At 67.0% G+C, this 22373-nt stretch carries 20 protein-coding genes and 1 tRNA gene; 4 read left to right on the top strand and 17 right to left on the bottom strand.

Annotated elements, in window-relative coordinates; all coding sequences use genetic code 11:
- Window positions 1-27: 27 nt before the first annotated feature.
- The 11 genes from CRM90_RS24685 to fadD1 form a co-directional block, all read right to left on the bottom strand.
- Window positions 28-1359, bottom strand: a complete 1332-nt coding sequence (locus tag CRM90_RS24685; RefSeq protein ID WP_102809541.1) for a F0F1 ATP synthase subunit B/delta — start codon at window positions 1357-1359, stop codon at window positions 28-30.
- A gap of 3 nt (window positions 1360-1362) precedes the next feature.
- Window positions 1363-1875: a F0F1 ATP synthase subunit B gene (locus tag CRM90_RS24680; protein WP_102809540.1), complete on the bottom strand. Its 513-nt coding sequence runs from the start codon at window positions 1873-1875 to the stop codon at window positions 1363-1365.
- A 5-nt stretch (window positions 1876-1880) separates the two neighbouring features.
- Entirely contained in the window at window positions 1881-2132 is a 252-nt protein-coding gene (locus CRM90_RS24675) for a F0F1 ATP synthase subunit C (protein ID WP_036343982.1), read from the bottom strand.
- 71 nt (window positions 2133-2203) lie between these two features.
- A complete protein-coding gene (gene atpB / locus CRM90_RS24670) occupies window positions 2204-2959 on the bottom strand; it encodes a F0F1 ATP synthase subunit A (protein ID WP_102809539.1) in 756 nt (251 codons plus the stop codon).
- 7 nt (window positions 2960-2966) lie between these two features.
- Entirely contained in the window at window positions 2967-3443 is a 477-nt protein-coding gene (locus CRM90_RS24665; protein ID WP_102809538.1) for an ATP synthase subunit I, read from the bottom strand.
- A 248-nt stretch (window positions 3444-3691) separates the two neighbouring features.
- Window positions 3692-4891 (bottom strand): glycosyltransferase family 4 protein, encoded by a 1200-nt coding sequence (locus tag CRM90_RS24660; RefSeq protein WP_102809537.1) that lies wholly within the window; start codon window positions 4889-4891, stop codon window positions 3692-3694.
- A gap of 33 nt (window positions 4892-4924) precedes the next feature.
- Window positions 4925-5578, bottom strand: a complete 654-nt coding sequence (locus tag CRM90_RS24655; protein ID WP_102809536.1) for an L-threonylcarbamoyladenylate synthase — start codon at window positions 5576-5578, stop codon at window positions 4925-4927.
- A complete protein-coding gene (gene prmC, locus CRM90_RS24650; protein ID WP_102809535.1) occupies window positions 5575-6426 on the bottom strand; it encodes a peptide chain release factor N(5)-glutamine methyltransferase in 852 nt (283 codons plus the stop codon). The genes CRM90_RS24655 and prmC overlap by 4 nt, the downstream gene beginning before the upstream one ends.
- A complete protein-coding gene (gene prfA, locus CRM90_RS24645) occupies window positions 6423-7493 on the bottom strand; it encodes a peptide chain release factor 1 (RefSeq protein ID WP_102809550.1) in 1071 nt (356 codons plus the stop codon). Before prfA ends, prmC begins: the two co-directional genes overlap by 4 nt.
- A gap of 97 nt (window positions 7494-7590) precedes the next feature.
- Window positions 7591-7821, bottom strand: a complete 231-nt coding sequence (gene rpmE, locus CRM90_RS24640) for a 50S ribosomal protein L31 (protein ID WP_036343974.1) — start codon at window positions 7819-7821, stop codon at window positions 7591-7593.
- Window positions 7822-7966: 145 nt separating this feature from the next.
- Entirely contained in the window at window positions 7967-9541 is a 1575-nt protein-coding gene (fadD1, locus tag CRM90_RS24635) for a fatty-acid--CoA ligase FadD1 (RefSeq protein WP_102809549.1), read from the bottom strand.
- A 183-nt stretch (window positions 9542-9724) separates the two neighbouring features.
- On the opposite strand from fadD1, the gene CRM90_RS24630 reads away from it, so the two are divergent.
- Together CRM90_RS24630 and CRM90_RS31080 are read left to right on the top strand one after the other, a co-directional pair.
- Complete coding sequence (locus tag CRM90_RS24630; protein WP_102809534.1) at window positions 9725-10345, top strand: TetR/AcrR family transcriptional regulator; 621 nt, start codon at window positions 9725-9727, stop codon at window positions 10343-10345.
- An 81-nt stretch (window positions 10346-10426) separates the two neighbouring features.
- Window positions 10427-11233: an RsiV family protein gene (locus tag CRM90_RS31080; RefSeq protein WP_233209492.1), complete on the top strand. Its 807-nt coding sequence runs from the start codon at window positions 10427-10429 to the stop codon at window positions 11231-11233.
- A gap of 51 nt (window positions 11234-11284) precedes the next feature.
- On the opposite strand, the gene rho is transcribed toward CRM90_RS31080, so the two are convergent.
- The 6 genes from rho to argS all read right to left on the bottom strand — a co-directional run bounded on the left by rho (window position 11285) and on the right by argS (window position 19960).
- Window positions 11285-13258 carry a transcription termination factor Rho gene (gene rho, locus CRM90_RS24620; RefSeq protein ID WP_102809533.1) on the bottom strand — a complete coding sequence of 658 codons (1974 nt, stop codon included), beginning with the start codon at window positions 13256-13258 and terminating at the stop codon, window positions 11285-11287.
- A gap of 284 nt (window positions 13259-13542) precedes the next feature.
- Complete coding sequence (gene thrB, locus CRM90_RS24615; RefSeq protein ID WP_102809532.1) at window positions 13543-14487, bottom strand: homoserine kinase; 945 nt, start codon at window positions 14485-14487, stop codon at window positions 13543-13545.
- Between the two features lie 12 nt (window positions 14488-14499).
- Complete coding sequence (thrC, locus tag CRM90_RS24610; RefSeq protein ID WP_102809531.1) at window positions 14500-15585, bottom strand: threonine synthase; 1086 nt, start codon at window positions 15583-15585, stop codon at window positions 14500-14502.
- Complete coding sequence (locus CRM90_RS24605; RefSeq protein ID WP_102809530.1) at window positions 15582-16886, bottom strand: homoserine dehydrogenase; 1305 nt, start codon at window positions 16884-16886, stop codon at window positions 15582-15584. Before CRM90_RS24605 ends, thrC begins: the two co-directional genes overlap by 4 nt.
- 6 nt (window positions 16887-16892) lie before the next feature.
- Window positions 16893-18272 (bottom strand): diaminopimelate decarboxylase, encoded by a 1380-nt coding sequence (gene lysA, locus CRM90_RS24600; protein ID WP_199190039.1) that lies wholly within the window; start codon window positions 18270-18272, stop codon window positions 16893-16895.
- Window positions 18273-18307: 35 nt separating this feature from the next.
- On the bottom strand, window positions 18308-19960 hold the full coding sequence (gene argS, locus CRM90_RS24595) for an arginine--tRNA ligase (protein WP_102809528.1): 1653 nt from the start codon (window positions 19958-19960) through the stop codon (window positions 18308-18310).
- A 342-nt stretch (window positions 19961-20302) separates the two neighbouring features.
- On the opposite strand from argS, the gene CRM90_RS24590 reads away from it, so the two are divergent.
- A tRNA-Arg gene (locus CRM90_RS24590) sits at window positions 20303-20375 on the top strand.
- Window positions 20376-20877: 502 nt separating this feature from the next.
- Complete coding sequence (locus tag CRM90_RS24585) at window positions 20878-22254, top strand: hypothetical protein (protein WP_102809527.1); 1377 nt, start codon at window positions 20878-20880, stop codon at window positions 22252-22254.
- The last annotated feature ends 119 nt before the right edge of the window (window positions 22255-22373 follow it).

The following is a 22373-nucleotide window of genomic DNA, read 5'->3' as shown; positions in this document are numbered from 1 at the left end:
CGGCTGTTCGGCCGGTCAGTCGGTCGGCTAATCGGGAAGCCGCGTCACAGCTGCATCCAGCCGCGAGGACAACGTCCCGTCGATCACCTCGTCGCCGACGGCGACCGAAAGGCCGCCCAGCAGAGAGGGATCGATGTTCAGCTGCACCGAAACAGGGTGGTTGTAGATCCGGGTCAGCACCTCGGTCAGGCGGGTGCGCTGCTCCGAACTGAGCTCGGCAGCCGCACTGACCTGAGCGACGATCTCGCCGCGCCGGGCGACCGCAAGTTGAGCCAGCTCCAGCACCGCTTCGTCGGCCCGGTCGCCGCGCAGCAGGCTGATGGTCTGAACCAGCAGGGCGGTCGCGGTCGCGCTGGCACCGCTGCCGTCACCGAGGACCTTGCGCAGCAACTCGATTCGGCCGTCGGCCGGTGCGGTGTAGTCGCCCAGCAGGGAAGTCAGCCGGGGCTGCTCGTCCAGGATGCGGGTGAAGCGGAAGAGCTGCTCCTCGAGCTCGTCGGCCTGGTTCTCGCGCTCCGCGCGAGTCAGCAGTGCCAGCCGCGCGACATGCTCGACGACGTCGACCAGATCCGAGGTCAACGACCAGCGCACCGATACCGCGGTCTCGAGCAGCTGGAGTGTGTTGTCGCCGACCTTGCCGTCGAGCAGCCGGTGAATCAACTGCTTCTTGGCGTCGACCTCACCGGAGGACTCCGCGAGATGGCGGGCGAGGATGGGCTCGGCAATCAGCAGCGCGGCCACCGACGCAAGGTCATCGGACAGCGTGGACAACGCATCGACCGACAGATCCGAGGACAGCGCGTCGAACTTCTCGACCACCGCGGCCTGAGCTTCGCGACTGGCCGACCGCAGATCTGAACCGGCCTCCGGCGTGTAGGCCGCCGGGGCCATCGAATCCAGTTCGTCCAGGAAGCGGTCGACAGTGGCGGACTGCGACTGCGAGTCGGCGACGTGGGCACGCACCAGCTCGCCCGCGCGCCGCACCGACTCACTGCCGAGGTCTTGACGCAACTGCCGGATCAGCTGAGCGCGCAGCAACTGAACCTGTTGCGCACCTTGGACTTTGATCCGCTCCACCTCGACATCTGCCTGCGCACGCAGTTGCGCGGTGATGCCTTCGGCATCGACCCGCGCCTCTTCCACGATGCGCTTGGCTTCGGCCTTGGCCTCGTCGACCCGCTTGGCGTGATGCTTGTCGGCATCAGCCAACCGCTGACCGGCCTTCGCGCTGTCGTCGAGCTGAGTGCGAACGGCCTCTTTCTGGTTGGCCATCATGTTTTTCAACGGCGGCACGACGTACCGCCAGATGATGGCCACGATGACCGCGAAGCCGATGAGCTGTCCGATGAAGGTTGACATGTCCTACCGTCCCGGCGCCGTTGTCGCCGACTCGCTGGAGACCTCAACACCCAGAACGCGGCTGGCCAGCGTGGCAGAAAGCGTATCCACCGATGACCTCAGGTCACCGGAGATGCTGTCGCTCTGCTGCTTGAGCTGATCGGCCGCCTGCTGCAGGGTTGCGGCAGCCTCCTCGCTGGCGCGGCCCCGGTGCTCCTCGAGGATCTTGCGACCCTCGGCCCGGGCCTCGTCGCGGATCCCCGATGCCTCGGTGCGGGCCTCCGCCATCACCTTCTGGAAGTCGGAATCCGCGGCGGCATCCAGCTCAGTGGCCTTGCGGTTGTCCTCGGTGGTCTTGGCGACCATCTTCTCGCGCTCACCGAGCACCTTCTGGACCGGCGGCACGACGAACTTGCCGATCACGCCCAGCACGATCAGGAAGATCGCGAGTACGAAGAAGAAGGTGCCGTTGGGGACGAGGAAGTTCTGGGTGCCACCTTCCTCGGCCGCCAACAGAGTGACGCTGTGCTCCCCCATGCCGACTAGGAAGCGCCAGGCGTGGCGAACACGAACAGGGCCATGAACGCCAGGTTGATGAAGTACGCCGCCTCCACCAGACCAACAGTGATGAAGAACGGGGTGAACAGCCGGCCCTGGGCCTCGGGCTGCCGGGCGATGCCGGAAATCAGGGCGTTACCGGCGATGCCGTCACCGATACCGGCGCCGATGGCGCCGCCGCCCAGGATGAGCCCGCCGCCGATCAGGGCTCCCATGACGATTTGAGGGTCTGCCATTACTTATCCTCCTTGATTGCTGGTAGGACTCCTACCAGGTGAGTGGGTGGTCCTTGGGTCGAACACGTCTTTTAGTGGTGGTCTTCTTCCAGTTCCATCGACTGGCTGAAGTACAGAATCGTCAGAAGCGCGAAGATGAATGCCTGGATCAAGCCGACGAACAAGTCGAACGTCTTCCAGATCGCGTTGGGCGCCCACATGATGTACGGCGGGAACAGCGCAATCAGCGCGACCATGATGCCGCCGGCGAAGATGTTGCCGAAAAGTCGGAGCGACAACGAGATCGGCTTGGCCAGTTCCTCGACGAGGTTGATCGGGGCGAGGAACGCGACGTGGCCCTTGAGCAGCTTCACCGGGTGGCCGATCAGGCCGCGGCGCCAGATGCCGGCCGCGTGGTAGCAGAAGAACACGAACAGAGCGAGCGCCAGCACGAAGTTGATGTCGGCGGCCGGCGGCTTGAGCAGCTCGTGCGTGCTGCCGTCGGCGGTGCCGTACTGCACCGGCAGCACCGAAATCCAGTTGGCGATCAGGATGAAGATGAACAGCGCCACCGCCAGCGGCAGCACGAACGGGGCGATCTTCATGCCGATCGCGGATTCGATCTGGCCGCGCATCTGAGTCGTCAGCGTCTCCCACAGCAACTGCACGCCGCTGGGGACGCCGGTCGAGGTGACCTTGGCTCGCAGTACGAACGCCAGCGCGATCACGATCACGGCGGCGATCGCCGTCGCCATGATGGTGTCGACGTTGACCGTCAGACCCAGCCACTTGGCGGTGTCGTGGTGGCCGACCTCGATGGCGGCCTCGGCGAGGATGCGTTCACTCATCGCGTGGTCAATCCTTCGGTGCTTCGTCGGCGGAGCCGGCAGCTCCGGGGCTTGCAACTACGTCGGCGTCGTGGTCGCCCGTGCGAATCTTCTTCCACACCGGCAACGCGGTGCTCAAAACCAAAAGAACTTGGAACAGCGCCAAACCAAAGAGCACACCCAGCCCCAGCGGCCGGAAGATGATCGCGATGGCCAAGCCGATCGACGTGATCACCAGCAACCGGGTCGCGGAGTTCAGTGCCATCTTGCGCTTGAGAGGGTGGTCACCGGCGGTGATCGACTCCACCGACCGCTGCACCAGAATGGCGTTGACCAGGCCCAGCGCCAGGCCGACGCCGAAGAAAACCCCGAACAGGATGTGACCGGCCACCGCGGCCAGCACCACCGCGAGCGCGGTCAGCGCAGCGCAGATCGCAAGAAGCCGAACGGGCCGGAAGGCAACGGACGGAAACACCAACGGCGCATCTTGCGCTGGTGTCGTCACAGGTTCACCTCAATCTTGCGTTCTGGGGAGCCGGTCAAGTGATCCTTCGTCCTGGCCCGCCGAGCGTATCGGAGGGCGACAGGCGCGCTGGAATCACCCAAGGGGCAGCTCCCTTTGTCGGTCGTAAATCGGCGCCGATCGGACGTGAATCCGATGGGCCGGGCCGGCAACCCGCGAGGTTTCTTGCTGTGTCTCGGCTGGGTTCTGCCAGCACCGTACCACATGGTAGACGGCAGAAAACACGTCTACTACTTACTGTCGTAAACTCCCTCGTAATCATCGTCCCGGCGGCGCAACAGTGGGATCAACGTGACCACGATGGCGACCACGATCGCCGCCAGCATCACCGCCCCGGTGTAGCGCGGGTCGAAGAAGATGGTGGCCGCCGCACCGAACGCGATGATGCCCACCCACAGGTAGATCAGCAGCACAGCGCGGCGATGCGAGTGCCCGATCTGCAGCAGCCGGTGATGCAGATGCATCTTGTCCGGGCTCAGCGGGCTGCGGCCGGCGCGGGTGCGACGGACGATGGCCAGCAACGTGTCCAGGGCCGGCACCAGCATCACCGCGACGACCAGCAGGAACGGCGAGAGCAGGGCGAAAACATCGCGTGCTCCATAGGCGCTCTGAGAGATCGGGCCCGCCGCGGTGGTGGAGGCGGCGGCCAGCATCAGGCCGATGAGCATCGAGCCGGAATCGCCCATGAATATCTTGGCGCGGTAGAAGTTGTGCGGCAGGAACCCAAGACACGCGCCCGCCAGCACCACCGAGATCACCGCGGGCGGGTAGAACAGCACGTCGCCGCCGTGGTCGCGCAGCAGGCCGACCGAGAAGATGCAGATCGCCAGGGCTGTGATCAGCCCGAGGCCCGCCGCCAACCCGTCGAGGCCGTCGACGAAATTCATCGCGTTCACGATCGACACCGTCAACGCCAGCGTCAGCAGGATCGAGGACACCTGGTCCAGCACGATGGTGCCGACCCCGCCGAGCGGGATGTACAAGACACTCCACGCCACGCCCATCGTGACCAGGACGCTGGCCGCGGTGATCTGGCCCGCGAACTTGGTCAGCGCGTCCAGGCCCCACCGGTCGTCGATCAGCCCGATGCCCATGATCAGTCCGCCGGCGACCACGACCGCCGGCATGCCCGAGGAGTAGATGAAGCCGCGGGTGAGCGCGGGCAACTGCGACGCCAGGAAGACCGCCACGACGACGCCGGCGTACATCGCCAGGCCGCCCATCCGCGGGGTCGGCTTCAGGTGGACGTCCCGCTCGCGGGGATAGGCCACCGCGCCGACCCGGGTCGCGAACACCCGAACCCAACCGGTGGCGAAATAGGTGATGATCGCGGCGGTCAGCCCGACAAGGGCCAACTCGCGCAACGGAACACCGGCGCCACGGTCAGCCAGCGCGAGCGCGCTCGCAACGAATTCCGATGTGCCGACCATCGCAAAAACCGTACTGCACCAAGCTGTGGCGGTTCAGGCGGTCAACGAGGCGACGTCGGTGCCGAGCACCTCGGCGATGGCGGCCGCGCTGATCGGCCCCTCGCGCAGGAGTCGCGGGGCGGATCCGGTGAGGTCGACGATCGTCGAGGCGGCCTGCTCCGGCGACGGCCCGGCATCGAGATACACCTGAACCAGATCACCGAGCTGGCGCTGCGCCTCCTCCGACGTCGTCGCCGCCGGACGCCCGGACAGGTTCGCGCTGGAAACCGCCATCGGGCCGGTCTCGCGCAGCAGTTCGATCGCGACCGGATGCAGCGGCATCCGCAACATCACGGTGCCGCGGGCATCGCCGAGGTCCCACTGCAGCGAGGGCGCCTGCTGCACAACCAAGCTCAGCGCACCCGGCCAGAACGCCCGAATCAGTTCGCGGGCGCTGTGCGGCACCGAATACACCAGGCCTTCGATGGTGTGCCAGGAGCCGACGAGTACACCGACCGGCATGTCGCGACCGCGGCCCTTGGCGGCCAGCAGCGCCGACACGGCGCCGCTGTCGAAGGCGTCGGCCCCGATGCCGTACACCGTGTCGGTGGGCATCACGACGAGCCGGCTGCTCTTCACCGCAGCCGCCGCGGCGGTGATCGCCTCGGCGCGCTGGTTGGGGTCGGCACAGTCGAACACCTGGGTCACGCTGACTCCTTTACCCGGCGGGCCGTCACGAATCGGGGACGGCCGGCCAGATCGTGGCGGGGGCTGATGTCAGTGAAAAGTGCTGTGGTGCTGATGGTTTCGACAGTCAGCTGCGACGTGGTGTCGTCGTGCTCGACGGCGAACAGTCCGCCGGGCTTGAGCCAGCCAGCGGCCAGGCGCGCAATCGGCCCGATCACGGCCATGCCGTCGTCGCCGCCGAACAGCGCGTGCGCCGGGTCGTGGTCGGCCACTTCGGGTTCCAGCTGCGCCCCGACAGGGATGTACGGCGGATTGGATACCACGAGGTCGACGCTACCGCGCAACTCTGGCAGCAGGCCTGCGACGGTCACGTCAGCCTGTACCACGTCGACAGCGGTCGACTCGGCGTTGCGTCGGGCGTAGCCCAGCGCGGTGGGGTCGTCGTCGACGGCGATCACCCGCGCTTGCGGCCACGCTGCGGCCAGCGCGATCGCCAGCGCACCGGATCCGGTACACAGGTCGACGATCACCGGGTCATCGGGTAGGCGTTGCGCCAGCGCCCATTCCAGCAGCGCCTCGGTCTCCGGGCGTGGGATGAACACCCCGGGACCGACCGTCAGATCCAGCCGGCCGAACGGCGCCGAACCGGTCAGGTGCTGCACCGGGACGCGGGTGCAACGGGCGTCGATGATCGCGTCATAGCGGCGGAAGAAGTCGGCGTCGGGCTCGGCGATGGTGGCCAGCCGGCCACGATCGGTGCCGGCCAGATGGGCCGCCAACAGCTCGGCGTCGATGCGCGGCGAGCCGACGCCCGCGCGGGCGAGCGCAGCGGTGGCCACGTCGATGGCCTGCCGCAGGCTTCGGCTCATGCCTGCTGAAGCCGGGTCTGCTTGTCCGCCTCGGCCAGGGCATCCAGCAGCGGGTCGAGCTCACCGTCGAGCACCTGATCGAGGTTGTGCGCCTTGAAGTTGATCCGGTGATCGGCGATGCGGTTCTCGGGGAAGTTGTAGGTGCGGATCCGCTCGCTGCGGTCGACCGTGCGGATCTGGCTGGCCCGGTCCGCCGACGCGTCAGCCGACGCCTGCTCCTCGGCCAGCGCTTGCAGGCGCGCGGCCAGCACCACCATCGCGCGGGCCTTGTTCTGCAGCTGCGAGCGTTCGTTCTGGCAGGTGACGACGATGCCGGTGGGCAGGTGGGTGATGCGGACCGCCGAGTCGGTGGTGTTGACGCCCTGGCCGCCCTTACCTGAGCTGCGGTACACGTCGATCCGCAGGTCGGATTCGTCGATCTGGACAGCCTCGACGTCTTCGGGCTCGGGGTAGACGAGGACGCCGGCCGCGGAGGTGTGAACCCGGCCCTGAGATTCCGTGACCGGCACCCGCTGCACCCGGTGCACGCCGCCCTCGAACTTCATCCGCGACCACACGCCGTCGGCCGAGTCGCCCTTGCTGCGAATCGACAGCGTCGCGTCCTTGTAACCGCCGAGATCCGACCATGTCTCGTCGAGCATCGTGACGGTCCAGCCGTGCCGCTCGGCGTACCGGATGTACATGCGCGCGAGGTCGGCGGCGAAGAGCGCCGACTCCTCCCCGCCCTCACCGGATTTCACCTCGAGGACGATGTCGTCGGCGTCGTGCGGATCCCGCGGCGCCAACAGGTCGGTCAGGTGGGCGTCGAGTTCGGCGACCCTGGCCTCGAGCTCGGGCACCTCGGCGGCGAAAGAGGCGTCTTCGGCGGCCAGCTCGCGGGCGGCATCGAGGTCGCCACGGGCGGTCTCCAGCCTGCGGTAAGTGGTGACGATCGGCGCCAGCTGCGCGAACCGCCGGCCCACCCGGCGGGCATTGCCGGCGTCGGCGTGCAGTGCCGGATCGGACATCTGACGTTCGAGGTCGGCATGTTCGGTCAGCACAGCCTCAACCTGCGTCGAGTGCGTCACACTCACCTCATCTCTGTCCGACTGTCGACCCTGCCCCCAAACGCAAACCGACGCCCGGCCTGCGCGCAGGGCAGCAGAGCGGGCGTCGGTAAAGCAGCTACTTGTCGGCGGTCTCGCCGGCCTTGCGCTTGCCGTAGCGCTTCTCGAAGCGGGCGACGCGGCCGCCGCTGTCGAGGATCTTCTGCTTGCCGGTGTAGAACGGGTGACACTGCGAGCACACCTCGACGGTGATGTGTCCGCCGTCCTTGGTGCTGCGAGTGGTGAAGGAATTGCCACAACCGCAGACCACGGTGGTCTCGGCGTAAGCGGGATGAATCCCAGTTTTCATGGTGTCCTCTGCATTCGATGGTCGCCGGGTCGCCCGAGTGTTTTCCTGGCAATTCGAGCGTGAACCGGTACCTGAGGTGGTCGACGATCCAGTATGCCAGGTAGACCATCACCAGCCCAAACGCGCGGTCGCCTCGGCCTATTCCTCAGGCGATCGTGTAACTCCTCGACCGCGCCGCACGGGTCCAGACTTGCCCCTTCTGGGGCTTGGTCCCCTGGGTGATGAGCTCGCGCTTGAGTACCTTGTTGGTGGCGGTGGCCGGCAGCTCATCGGCGATCCAGACGTACCGGGGCCACGACTTGGGCGACAGGTCCGACTGCTGGGCCAGGAACTCCTCGAGCTCGGCGGGGGTCAGTTGGGCGTGGTCGGCGAGCACGATCGCCGCCATCACCTGATCACCCACATGCTCGTCGGGCACGGGATACACCGCCACCTGGCTGACCTGCGGCAACCGCAAGATGATCCGCTCGATGGGCGCGGCAGCCATGTTCTCGCCGTCGACGCGCATCCAGTCCGCGGTCCGGCCGGCCAGGTAGATCCAGCCGTCGGCGTCGCGGTAGCCCAGGTCCCCGGACCAATACATGCCGTGGCGAAGGCGTTCGTCGGTGGCGTTGCCGTCGTTGTAGTACCCGCCGAACATGCCCCCGCCGGTGGTGTTGACGATCTCCCCCACCGCCTCGTCGGCGTTGGCCAGCGCGCCGGTCTCGTCGAACACCGCCGTCGCGCATTCCTGACGGGTCTCGGGGTCGTAGATGGCCACGCCGGGAAAGCCGCGCCCGACCGAACCGGGTGGGCAGTCGTCCTCGCGGGTGATGATGACCGCGCCCTCGGTGGAGCCGAACCCGTCCCACACCGCGCAGCCGAAGCGGCGGCCGAACTCGGCGATGTCGCGGTCGGTGGCCTCGTTGCCGAAAGCGACCCGTAGCGGATTGTCGTGGTCGTCGGGCTGCTCTGGCGTCGCTAGTACGTAGGCCAACGGCTTGCCGACGTAGTTCATGTAAGTGGCGCCATATCGGCGCAGGTCGGCGAGCAGGCCCGATGCCGAGAACGCGGCCGGGGCCATCGCCGCGCCGGCATTGAGCGCCACCGCCCAACCGGCCATCAACGCGTTGGAGTGGAACAGCGGCATCGACAGGTAGCAGACGTCGTCGGCGGTGATCCCGAACCGGTCGGCCAGTGCCACGCCGGCGAACGGCACCATCATGTGCGCGACCTGCACCGCCTTGGGCTCACCGCTGGTGCCGGAGGTGAAGATCAGCATGAACGTGTCGGTGGCGGCGACTTCCCGGTGTGGTGTCAGCTCCCCGGCGCCGGCCAGCAGCGCCGACCACTCGTCGGAGTCGACGTCGAACACGCGGACGCCCGGCAGTTCCAGACCCTCGAGCAATTCGCGGTGCCCTGAATCCGTGAGCAGGATCTGGCAGTCGGCTTTGACGATGTCGCGGGCCAGCGCCGCGCCGCGGCGGGTGTTGTTCACCCCGCACAGCACATAACCGCCGAGGCCGGCCGCCGCCATGGCGGTCAGCATCGCCGGAGTGTTGCCCAGCAGCGTCCCTACGTGCAGCGGCCGATCCGGGTCGGCGATCGCGATCAGACCCGCCGCCTGGCGGGCCGCCTCGTCGAGGTGTTGGCGCCAGGTCCACACGCGTTCGCCGAACTTCACCGCCGGGGTGGTGTCGTCGAGGCGCTGACGAAGCAGCTGCTGGACGGTCTCGGCCACGGAGCTCCCCTCTTCGGCCAACTTCGGCATCCCCCGGCTTTCCAGGGTGCCTTGGGTCACAATAGAAGCGCAGGGTAAACAGAATGCCAAATCTGTCTACCGGTGTGCGGGACAGCTGCTGAGTCCCGTTTGAAAGGATGTCCGTATCGGGACTGTCGGGTCGAGACAAGGAGGGCCACCAAGGTGACTGCCAGCGCCGACGCCGACAGCCGACAGAAGTCCGTGCAGGAGCGGCTGGTCGACGCCGCGGAATCGTGCCTGCGCGCCAAGGGCATCCGGGCGACCACGGTCTCCGAGGTGGCCGAGGCCGCGGGGGTCTCCCGCGGCTGGCTCTACCGACACTACCCCGACAAGGCCTCGCTGCTGGGTGCGGCGATCGTGCGCCTCAACAATGCGTTCTGGGCCGAATCGCACCAGGTGCTCGACGGACTCGACACCTTCGAAGATCGATTGGCCGTCGGGGTGCGGCTGGGCCGCAGCGCCTACGACTCCCCCGGCGCGCTGGTGATGCAGCTGCGACGCGATGAACCCGAGGAGTTCGCGGCCTGCGCCGGTGCCGGCGTACAGGGCCTGGTGCCCGATCTCGGCCGGTTCTGGCGGCCGTACCTCGAAGCGGCGCGCGACGGCGGCGAGATCCACGCCGACACCGACCTGGACGAGGCAGCCGAGTGGGTGGCCCGGGTGCAGATCACCCTGGGCACCGTTCCCGGCGAGACGATCGACCCCGACGACCACGCGGCGGTGCTGCGCTTCATGCGGCGCTACGTGCTCCCCGGGCTGCGCATGGCGCCCGCAGCAGAATGAGGGTCGCTGAAAAACATTGTGCGCCAAGCGCAATCATGATCTATGCGCGGCAGCGACTGACCGCCTGACACAATGTCAGGCATGGGCACACGCAGCCGCCGGGGGGCGGTCTTGGTTGCAGCTTTGGCCGTCGGCCTCACCGCATGTGGGGGTTCGACAAGCACATCTGCGAAGACCACCGCCACCACAGCGGCTGTCAGTTCGTCGGGATCCGCGACCGCGTCGCCGACGACCGAGGCGCCCAGCAAGGGCGTCGCCAACAAGCAGACCTACTCGGTCACCCGGTCCACCGCCGGGGATGCCACCACCGACGGCAAAGGCCGATGGACACTGGTCGTCGACACCATCACCGGTGGCGATCCGCGGGTGGCCAGCGCCTTCAACAGCGCGGTGCACGCGTCCGCAGCCGGGCAGCTGGAACCGGTCAAACGCGACGCCGACCCGGACGGCACTTGGACGTTTGAGACCCAACCGCAGATCTACTTCGGCGGCGCATCGGTGTCGGAACTGATCAGCGGCCTGTATGTACACACGCCGTCGGCGCATCCGAGCAGCTTCGTCAGCACCGTGGTGATCGACGCGCGCAACGCCAAGCCGATCACGTTGGGAGACTTGTTCACCGACAAGCAAGCGGGCTTGGACAAGCTCTCCGAACAGACCAAAGCGCTACTGCCCGCCGTCAGCGGAGTGGGGCCCACGCCGATGCCCGACGAACCGGGCAACGCGCCTGTAGAGGCGAACTTTGCGAACTGGATTCCGACGCCAGCGGGGTTGGAGATCCATTTCGCCGACTATCAGTTCTTCCACGGCACACCGACGATCACAGTGCCCTGGTCGGAACTCGACGGTCTGCTGGCGCCCGGCATGGACGCGCTGCGGCAGAGCTAGTTCGGCGCGAAAACGTGCGCTGAGCGCACGCCGGCGCGCAGAAGCCTCGGGCTAGTCGATGTCGCCGTTGCCGGCGGGGCCGCCCGGCGTGGTCTTGGACACCTGAACGAGGAACTCGTAGTTGTTCTTGGTCTTGCGCAGCTGGCTCATCAGCAGGTCGATGGCCTGATGCGAGTCCAGCCCGGACAGCACGCGCCGCAGCTTGTGCACGATCGCAAACTCGTCGGGGCTGAGCAGCAGCTCGTCCTTGCGGGTGCCCGACGGGTTGACGTCGACCGCGGGGAACACCCGGCGCTCAGCGATCTTGCGGTCGAGCTTGAGCTCGGCGTTGCCGGTGCCCTTGAACTCTTCGAAGATCACGGTGTCACCGGTCGAACCGGTCTCCACCATGGCCGTCGCGATGATCGTCAGCGAGCCACCGTGCTCGATGTTGCGGGCCGCGCCCAGGAACCGCTTGGGCGGATACAGCGCGGTCGAATCCACACCACCGGACAGGATGCGCCCGGACGCCGGCGAGGCGTTGTTGTAGGCGCGGCCGAGCCGGGTGATCGAGTCGAGCAGCACGACGACGTCCTTACCCTGCTCGACCAGGCGCTTGGCCCGCTCGATGGCCAGCTCGGCGGCCTGGGTGTGGTCTGACGGCGGGCGGTCGAAGGTCGAGGCGATGACCTCACCCTTGACCGACCGCTGCATGTCGGTGACTTCTTCGGGACGCTCGTCGACCAACACCACCATCAGGTGGCACTCGGGGTTGTTGCGGGTGATCGCGTTCGCGATGTCCTGCATGATCGTGGTCTTACCGGCCTTGGGCGGCGACACGATCAGGGCGCGCTGGCCCTTACCGATCGGCATGATCAGGTCGATCACGCGGGTGGTCAGCCGGTCGCTGGTGGTCTCCAGGCGCAGTCGCTGGTTCGGGTACAGCGGCGTCATCTTGGTGAAGTCGGGGCGGTTCTTGGCCGCCTCGACCGGGCCGCCGTTGACGCTGTCCAGCCGGACCAGCGGGTTGAACTTCTGCCGCTGGTTGTTCTGCTCGCCTTCTTTGGCCACCCGGACTGCACCGGTGACGGCGTCCCCGCGGCGCAGGCCGTTCTTGCGGACCATGTTCATCGAGACGTAGACATCGTTCGGACCGGCCAGGTAGCCCGAGGTGCGGACGAACGCGTAGTTGTCCAGCACGTCGAGGATGCCGGCGACCGGCTGGACGACGTCGTCTTCGCGGAGTTCGGTGTCGTTGCCGCCACCGCCCTCGCCGCCCTGCCGCTCACCGCGGCGGCGACGGTCACGGAACCGGCGGCCGCGACGGCCCTGGCGGTCGTCGTCGTCATCGCCGCGGTTCTGGTTGTCGCCGCGGTTCTGGTTGTCGCCGCGGTTCTGGTTGTCGCCCCGGTTCTGGTTGTCACCACGGTTCTGGTTGTCGCCACGGTTCTGGTTGTCACCGCGGTTCTGGTTCTGCTGGCCGCCGGACTGGTTGGCGCCGCCCTGGTCACCCGAATCGCGGTTGTCGGCCTTGTTCTCGGACTTCTTCTCGCCCTGCTCGGGCCGGTTGTCCTGCGACTTCGGCTGCTCTGCGGCGTCGGAGCCGGTGGCGCCGGCCTGACGGGTCGCGGTACGCCGCTCACGGCGACGCGGCTCGCCGCCATTGGTTTCGGCGGTGGCGGTGTCGGCGGTGTTCTCGGCGTTGTCGCGAGCCTCGGTGGGCTGGGCGGCAGGCGCCTTCTCGGCGGTGTCGGCACTGCGCTGGGCGGTCCCGTTGCCGCCGTTCTGGTGCTCCTTGATGGCGGCGATGAGATCGCTCTTGCGCATCCCGGAGGTTCCCTTGACGCCAACTCGGCTGGCCAGGGCACGAAGTTCGGGCAAAACCATTGTTGAGAGCGAGCCGCTCGAGCCGGCGTCCCCACTGGGGGCGGCCTGCGGGGAGGTCTCCGGCCGAGAATCAGGCGCCGAGGGGGATTCTGCGGTCACGGCCGGCGCCTCCGTCTGCGGGGCACGTTCTGCAGCCGTGATCAGGTCCGTATCGGTCACGGATTTCCTTTCTTTCCCCCGCCGTTTCATCGGGGCGAGGGGTTCTGGCACTCAGCCGATTCGCTGAATGCGAAGTCTCACCATCGTCTGTGTGTCAACGGTGATCGCCAGGATTCGCGACCATGGAGATATGGCGAACCGTCAGTCCATGAGTTGAACACAAGAGAAATTGGTGGTCGTCCTAGTGTCGACGCAGGAACAGTCGCTGCGATTGCCGGGACGGCACCGAGGATATCCCCCTTTAGCGCCGGAAAGCAAGAAATCGCCACCGGCGTGTGCGCAACTCAGCCGCGGACTGCGACGCCTGAGCTCCAGCGAACTGCTTCGCCGACGCTCATCTCGCTGACGGTGAATCCCATCGCGGTGCCGAACTCGACGGCCTCGGCCGGCAGCTCCGCGCTGGTCGTGAGGGCCAAGACCGACGGACCAGCACCGGAAAGCACCGCTGGCACTCCACAACGCCGCAACACCTGCAGGTATTCCGCCGAGGCCGGCATGGCCGGGCCGCGCTGCGGCTGGTGCAGAACGTCGTCGGTGGCCGCCATCAGCAAGTCCGGCCGCTCCGTGAGCGCAACCACCAGCAACGCTGCCCGACTCAGGTTGAAGCGGGCATCCACGTGGCTGACGTGATCAGGCAGCAGCACGCGGGTCTCCGCGGTCGATGACCGTACTTGCGGGATTCCCGGAAACAGCCGGATGTCCGGGTGCAGTCGCAACGGCGCTGCAGCATACGTCGCGGGCGCCGTGCGAGTGTCGGTCCACGACACCACTGCCCCACCGAGCACCGCGGCCGACGCGTTGTCGGGATGACCTTCGAACTCCGACGACAGCTGGATCAGCTGCGCATCCGTCAACGGCTGCAAATCCGCTTGTGCCAGAAGGCCATTCGCGGCTGCCAACCCTCCGACGACGGCCGCCGCGGACGAGCCGAGACCCCGCGAGTGCGGAATGGCGTTGCGGCAGCGCACAAGCAGTCCCGGGACGGCGGCACCACCTGCCGTCAAACCCCGGTGCAGAGCCCGGACCACCAGATGCTCGGCGGTCTGCGGCACCTGCCCGGCCCCCTCGCCCTCCACCTCGATGATCAGCCCGGCGTCGGTGGTCTCGACCACGATCTCGTCGTAAAGCCCCAGCGCCAGGCCGAGGCTGTCGAAGCCCGGGCCGAGGTTGGCGCTGGACGCCGCCACGGTGGCGTGGGAGGTCAGGCCGGCAGGCAGTTTCACGGTCACCGGGTGCGTCTCTCAGACCAAGCCCAGCTCGGCGACGACGGCGCCCGGATCCACCGGCAACGGTTTCACCGTAGGCATGTCGCGCAGCGCGGTGTCCGGATCCTTCAGACCGTTGCCGGTCACGGTGCACACCACTGACGAGCCGGGCGTGACCCAGCCGTCCTCGACCGACTTGAGCAGACCGGCGATGCTGGCGGCCGACGCCGGCTCTACGAACACGCCCTCCAACTCCGCGACCAGGTGATATGCGGCCAGAATCTCGTCGTCCGTGGCAGCCAGGAACCGGCCGCCGGAGTCCTGCTGGGCCGTCACGGCACCGTCCCAGGACGCCGGTGAGCCGATGCGGATCGCGGTGGCGATGGTCTCAGGGTTGGTGACCGGCTGACCCGACACCAGCGGCGCCGCGCCGGCGGCCTGCGTGCCGAGCATGCGGGGCAGCCGCTCGGTCAGACCGTCACGGTGGTACTCGCGGTAGCCCTTCCAGTACGCGGTGATGTTGCCCGCGTTGCCGACCGGCAGTGAGTGCACGTCCGGCGCGATGCCCAGCGCGTCGACGATCTCGAACGCCGCAGTCTTCTGGCCCTCGATGCGCACCGGGTTCACACTGTTGACCAGCGCGATCGTCGGGTAATCGTTGGTCAGCTTGCGGGCGAGCTCCAGGCAGTCGTCGAAGTTGCCGTCGATCTGAATGATCTTGGCGCCGTGCATGACCGCCTGCGCCAGCTTGCCCATCGCGATCTTGCCCTGCGGGATCAGCACCGCACAGGTGATCCCGGCCCGGGCGGCGTAGGCCGCCGCCGAAGCAGAGGTGTTGCCGGTCGAGGCGCAGAGCACGGCCTTCTGGCCGCGCGCGACGGCATCCGTGACCGCCATTGTCATGCCGCGGTCCTTGAAGGAACCGGTGGGATTGAGGCCCTCGACCTTCAAATGAACTGTGCAGCCGGTCTTTTCAGATAGCCGTGGCGCGCTGATGAGCGGGGTGCCACCCTCCAGCAGGGTCACCGGGGTCCAATCCGCGCCGACCGGCAGCCGGTCCCGGTAGGCCTCGATCAGTCCGCGCCACGGGGTGTGTACGGGAGATGCCTTGATTGAGCTCATTCGCTGGTTCCCTCCAGACGCAACACGCTGTTGACTTCCTGGACAGCGTCGTGATCGGACAGTGCAGCAACGGTTTCGGACAACGCCGCATCGGTGGCCCGGTGGGTGACCACAACGATGCGGGCACCCTCGTCGGCCATGCTTTCCTGGCGCACCTCGGCGATGCTGACCTCACGCTTGGCGAATTCGGCTGCGACCGACGACAACACGCCGGGGCGGTCGGTGACGGTCATACTGACGTAGTACCGGGTCTGGATGATGCCCATCGGCGCGATCGGCAGCTGCGCGTACTTGGATTCACGCGGACCGCGGCCACCCTGAACTCGGTTGCGCGCGGCCATCACCAGATCGCCCATCACCGCCGAGGCCGTCGGCGCGCCGCCGGCGCCCTGGCCGTAGAACATCAACCGGCCTGCAGCCTCGGCCTCGACGACGACGGCGTTGAACGCCCCGTTGACGTTGGCCAGCGGGTGACTCAGCGGCACCAGCGCCGGGTACACGCGGGCGGAAACCCGTTGTTGCCCATCACTTCCGGTGACCCGCTCGCATATCGACAGCAGTTTGATGGTGCATCCCAGGGCCTTGGCCGACTCGAAGTCTTCCGGGGTGATCTTGGTGATGCCCTCGCGGTAGACGTCGTCGGCGGTGACCCGGGTATGGAACGCGATCGACGCCAGGATCGCAGCCTTGGCCGCGGCGTCGTAACCCTCGACATCGGCGGTCGGGTCGGCCTCGGCGTATCCCAGAGCGCTCGCATCGGCGAGAGCCGAACTGTAATCAGCCCCGGTGGAAGACATTTCGGACAAGATGTAGTTGGTGGTGCCGTTGACGATGCCCGCCACCCGCAGCACTGTGTCGCCGGCCAGCGACTGCGTCAGCGGCCGGATCACCGGGATCGCACCGGCCACCGCGGCCTCGAAATACAAGTCGACATGGGCTCGTTCGGCGGCCTGCGCCAGCTCACCGGTGGATTGAGCCAGCAGCGCCTTGTTGGCGGTCACCACCGACTTGCCGCCCTCGAGCGCGGTCAGGATGGCCTTGCGGGCGGGCTCGACGGGTCCCATCACCTCGACGACGAGGTCCACGTCCTCGCGGGAGACCAGCTCCTCGACGTTGTCGGTGAGCAACTCCACCGGCAGGCCGCGGTCATCGGACACCCGGCGCACCGCCACGCCACGCAGCTCCAGCGGGGCACCGATGCGAGCCGCCAGATCCGGCGCGCTCTCCTCGATGATCCGGACAACCTCGCTGCCGACGTTACCCAGGCCCAATACCGCTACGCCTATTGCTTTTTCCGTCATCGGTTTTTACCTCACTTCCAAACTCAGCAGATCGTCGACGGTCTCCCGGCGCAGGATCAGGCGAGCCCGCCCGTCGCGCACGGCCACCACTGCGGGGCGGCCGATCAGGTTGTATCGACTGGACATCGAATAGCAGTAGGCGCCGGTGGCGGCCACCGCCAGCAGATCACCGGGTGTGACGTCCTCGGGCACCCAGGTGTCTCGGACAACGATGTCGCCACTCTCGCAATGCTTTCCGACGATCCGGGCCAGCGTCGGCGCGGAGTCGGAAACCCGGGACACCAGCCGGACGTCGTACTCGGCCCCGTAGAGCGCCGGGCGGATGTTGTCGCTCATCCCGCCGTCGACGCTGACGTAGCAGCGCGAGGCGCCCGAGCCAATCGCGACGTCCTTGACCGTGCCGACCTCATACAGCGTGACGGTGCCCGGCCCGGCGATCGCCCGTCCCGGCTCGACGACCAGGCGCGGCGCGGGCAGCCCGACAGCTGCCGACTCACTGCGCACGATCTCGTCGAGTTTTCCGGCGAGCTCCTCAATAGGCGGCGGATCATCCTGGGGCAGATAGGAAATGCCCAGTCCCCCACCGAGGTCGACGACGGCCATCTGCGCGGTCTTGTCGACCCCGAACTCGGCAACCACGTCGCGCAGCAGCCCGATAACCCGATGTGCGGCCAGCTCGAAGCCCGCCACGTCGAAGATCTGCGACCCGATGTGACTGTGCAGTCCGACGAGGCGCAGGTGATCGGTGGCGAACACCCGGCGCACCGCGTCCATGGCCGCGCCGCTCGCCAGCGACAGGCCGAACTTCTGGTCCTCGTGCGCGGTCGCGATGAACTCGTGGGTGTGCGCCTCGACCCCGACGGTGACCCGCAGCAACACGTCCTGCACCACGCCGGCTTCGCCCGCGATCGTATCGAGACGTTCGATCTCGGTGATCGAGTCCAGCACGATGTGCCCGACGCCTTCTTTGACCGCAGTCGCGAGCTCATCGACAGATTTGTTGTTGCCGTGGAAGGCAATTCGCTCGGCCGGGAATCCGGCGTGCAGCGCGACGGCGAGCTCGCCACCGCTGGCGACGTCCAGCGAGAGACCCTCCTGGTCCACCCAGCGCGCGATCTCGCTGCACAGGAATGCTTTACCCGCATAATGCACGTTGTGACCGCCGCCGAACGCCGCGGCGATCTCGCGGCACCGGGCGCGGAAGTCGTCCTCGTCGATCACAAACAGCGGCGTTCCGTACTCGGCGGCCAGGCCGGTCACCGGCATACCCGCGATCGATACCTCGCCGTCGTCACGACGAACAAGGTTGCGCGGCCACACATCCGGAGCGAGTGACAATGCGTCGGCGGCGGTCTGCGGTTGCTGCGGCGCGCCGCCGTGATGGATCTCGTCGGCGTGGCGCGGACCCGCTGGGTGAGCGTTCACATCCGCTCCGGAGCTGATACGCCGAGGATGTTCAGACCGTTGGCGATCACCTGGCGGGTGGCGGCACACAGAGCCAGCCGCGCACGATGAAGATCACCCGGCTCCTCGTCGCCCATGGGTAGCACCCGACACGAGTCGTAGAACCGGTGATAGTCCCCGGCCAGATCTTCGAGGTAGCGGCACACCCGGTGCGGCTCGCGCAGCGATGCACCGGCCTGGAGTACTCGGCTGAACTCGCCGAGGTTGCGGATCAGCGCGCCCTCTTTGTCGTGGGTGAGCAGCTCCAGGTGTGCGGTGTCGGGCGTCAACCCGAGGTCGGCGGCGTTGCGGGCCAGAGCGGACAGCCGGGCATGCGCGTATTGCACGTAGTAGACCGGGTTTTCACTGGACGCCGACGACCACAGCTGCAAGTCGATGTCGATCGGGGTGTCCACCGAGGAGCGGGTCAGCGAGTATCGGGCAGCGTTCACGCCGATGGCCTCGACCAGATCGTCGAGGGTGATAACGGTTCCCGCGCGCTTGCTCATCCGGACTGGCTGGCCGTCGCGAACCAGGTTGACCATCTGGCCGATCAGGACCTCGACGGTGTCGGGGTCGTCGCCGAGGGCGGCTGCGGCGGCTTTGAGCCGGGCGATGTACCCGTGGTGGTCGGCACCCAGCATGTAGATGCACAGGTCGAATCCGCGCTGCCGCTTATCCAGGTAGTAGGCCAGGTCGCCGGCGATGTACGCGGGCTGACCGTCGCTCTTGATGACGACCCGGTCTTTATCGTCGCCGAATTCCGTTGTGCGCAACCACGTTGCGCCATCCTTCTCGTAGATGTTGCCGGTCTCGCGCAACTTGGCGATGGCCTGATCGACTCGCCCGCTGGTGTGCATCGAGTCTTCGTGGGTGTAGACGTCGAAGTCGGTGCCGAACTCGTGCAGCGATTCCTTGATGTGGTTGAACATCAGGTCCACACCGATCGAGCGAAAGGTCTCCTTCTGCTCATCACCGGTCTGACTCATCGCATCAGGGGCCTTGGCCAGCACCTGGTCGGCGATGTCCTTGATGTAGTCGCCGGCGTAGCCGTCTTCGGGCGCGGGCTCGCCGTTCGCCGCGGCGATCAGGGAGTTGGTGAACCGATCGATCTGGGCGCCGTGGTCGTTGAAGTAGTACTCCCGGGTGACCGCCGCACCCTGTGTGCTCAGCAGCCGGCCCAGGGCGTCACCGACGGCGGCCCAGCGGGTGCCACCGATGTGGATCGGGCCGGTCGGGTTGGCCGAGACGAACTCCAGGTTGATGTTGGTGCCATCGAGCGCGGTGGAATTGCCATAGCTCGCGCCCGCCGCGAGCACGTTGCTCACGATCACGCCCTGCGCCGAGGCCTCGATGCGCAGATTCACGAATCCGGGGCCGGCGACCTCGGCTGCGGAGATGCCGTCGGCTTCGGCCAGCGCCGCGGCCAGCCAGCCGGCCAGCTCACGAGGGTTTGCGCCGACCTTCTTGGCCAGCTGCAGCGCCACGTTGGTCGCGTAATCGCCGTGCTCAGGGTTGCGCGGACGCTCGACGGTCACTGTCGCTGGCAGGGCGGCGATATCCAGGTCATGCTCGGTGAGCACCGCGGCGGCGGTGTTCTTGAGCAGCTCGGCGAGGTCGGCGGGTGTCACGGGGGTCCATCCTATGGTCTGACGTGGTCAGCGCCCGAATCCATATCTCAGCCTCCGGCGGGCGGTCGGCGGGCAGGAGCGCAGCGACCCGGGGATGGATCCGGCGGGCAGGAGCGCAGCGACCCGGGGATGGATCCGGCGGGCAGGAGCGCAGCGACCCGGGGATGGATTCGGCGGGCAGGAGCGCAGCGACCCGGGGATGGATCCGGCGGGCAGGAGCGCAGCGACCCGGGGATGGATCCGGCGGGCAGGAGCGCAGCGACCCGGGGATGGATCCGGCGGGCAGGAGCAGTCATCCGAATGCGTTAGGCTGTCGGAGCCCATTGGCGCAGCTGTGCGTGCGCCCCCGTAGCTCAGGGGATAGAGCGTCTGCCTCCGGAGCAGAAGGCCGCAGGTTCGAATCCTGCCGGGGGCACTCATGAGGACGGTTGGAGTTTCCCTCGACTCCGACTTTCGGAGGCCGGGAAGCGAAGTCGACGAGAGCTCCGACGTTCGCGGCGGTCAGGCGCAGAGCCTCCCCGCATTCCGGCCAAGAAACGGCCCGAGTGATCCGGAGCCGGCCCGGAAGCCGAGCGCGATTATCGTGATTCCGCCGGGCTCCACGACGCAGCTACCAAAACCCTTAGCTGCCCCACGCCTTCAGCCGTCGCCGCAAGGGGACGGCGGTACCGGTAGCGATCGTCAGACGCTCGACCGGGCGACTGACGGCCCGCGCCTTGAGTTGTATTACGGCCGCTGTCGCGCTCTTTCGGGATTGAGTTGGCCACGACCAGTTGGGCCGAGCTTCTCCGACATGAGCGCGCAACGCAATTCCATGGGTCACTCTGGCACTTATCGATCCGAACACTGCCAGTAACGGTCCTTTTTCGGGTACGGTCCAAACCAGCAAAGAAACATTACGAACAACGGAGACGTCGGTGGGGCGGGTTCGAGACGGACGTAACACGGCGCTCGGCGTACTGGTCGCCAGTGCCTTGACAGCAGGAGCATTCACCGCAACTCCGACCGCCAACGCGAGCTGTTTTTCGGCCTTCGGACTCAGCAACGGCAACGGTTGTACCAGCAATTTGACCACGCTCGCGATCGGAATCGGGGACGGCGCGGTAGCCAACGCCGGCAACGCGCTCTTCGGCGGCGCCATCGCAATTGGGAACGGCGCAAACGCTCTCACCAATGTCGCCGCCTTCACCTTCGCCGGAGCATTCGGCAACAATGCGGCCTCGTCGACACTTTCGTCACTGTTCGGGCTCAACCTGCAGTTCGGCGCCGGCACGGCATCGACCCTGAATGGCATCCTCAATCTCGTCCTCTCCGTCAACCCCGCCGATGTCGGGGCGAGTGTCGCCGGCGCCGTCGGCCTCGGCAACGTGGCGATACAGCTCGGCCCGGGCAGCTCGCAAACGATCGGCGGCTTCAATCTCAGCCTTGGCCTGCCGGGCGGCGGCTCGGGAACCCAGCAGACGGGCGCTTCCGGTCTGGGCAACATCGCAGCCCAGATCGGCGCCGGAATTGCCCAAACCGTCGGTTTCGTGAATGTTGCGTTGAGCATCGTGGCCAACGGCACCGGCACACAGACCACGACTGCGGGCCTTCTTGGCAGTTTTGCGCTCAACTTGTTCGGCGATGCGGGCTCCGTGACAACACAGTCATATTTCAGTTCCGCGATCAACATTCTGGGCACCAACAACGTCTTGGTGCAGGGCCTTCTGAGTGCGGGCGCAAGCCTCTTCGGCACCGGCAACACGATTTCGATGGCAGGCAACCCACTCGCTCCGTTGAGCCTCGCCCTCAACGCGTTCGGCAACGGAAATACCGTGAAAGCTCTCTACGGTCCGCTGTCCTTCGTGACGTCGATACTCCAGGAAGCCCAAACACTCATCCAGCGCGGCCCCGGCATCAATATCAACCACTTCCCCGGTTCACTTCTCCCGTCTGCTGCAGCCGCTTCCGGCCGACGAGTGCTGCCGGCCGGTGCCAACGAGAGCAAAACCTCGACTGGTGCCGAGAGTGCGACTTCCGCCGTTGCCGACTCCACGACGTCGACGACGGACGACACCCGAGCGAAGACTCCCCAACGGGCATTCGGTAGCCACGGCGAGAGCGACCGAATCAATACCGGGGCGAGGTCAGGCCGCCACAGCACGGCGACGATTACCGGCGGTGACAGCAGCTCGACAACCGGCACCGTCAGCGGCCGTCACCGGAAAACCGAAGCGTCAAGCGACACGGGCGACGACAGCACGAAACCGAGCTCGACTCACAGCGTCGGCGGTGGAAAGCACCGGAAGCGGTAGCCCACCAACCCTTGGTGTCGCAATTGTTCAGTTGCGCGCGGCACGAAGTGCCCCCCAACCCACGCTCGAAACATAGTTGTCCCGCCGTCTGACAGCTCGCCGAATTCTGTACCGACTGG

Origin of the sequence: Mycobacterium sp. ENV421, from assembly GCF_002887815.1 — a bacterium.
Lineage (GTDB): Bacteria > Actinomycetota > Actinomycetes > Mycobacteriales > Mycobacteriaceae > Mycobacterium.
Note: the sequence above shows the minus strand (reverse complement) of the source record. Positions and strands in the feature narration are given on the sequence as shown.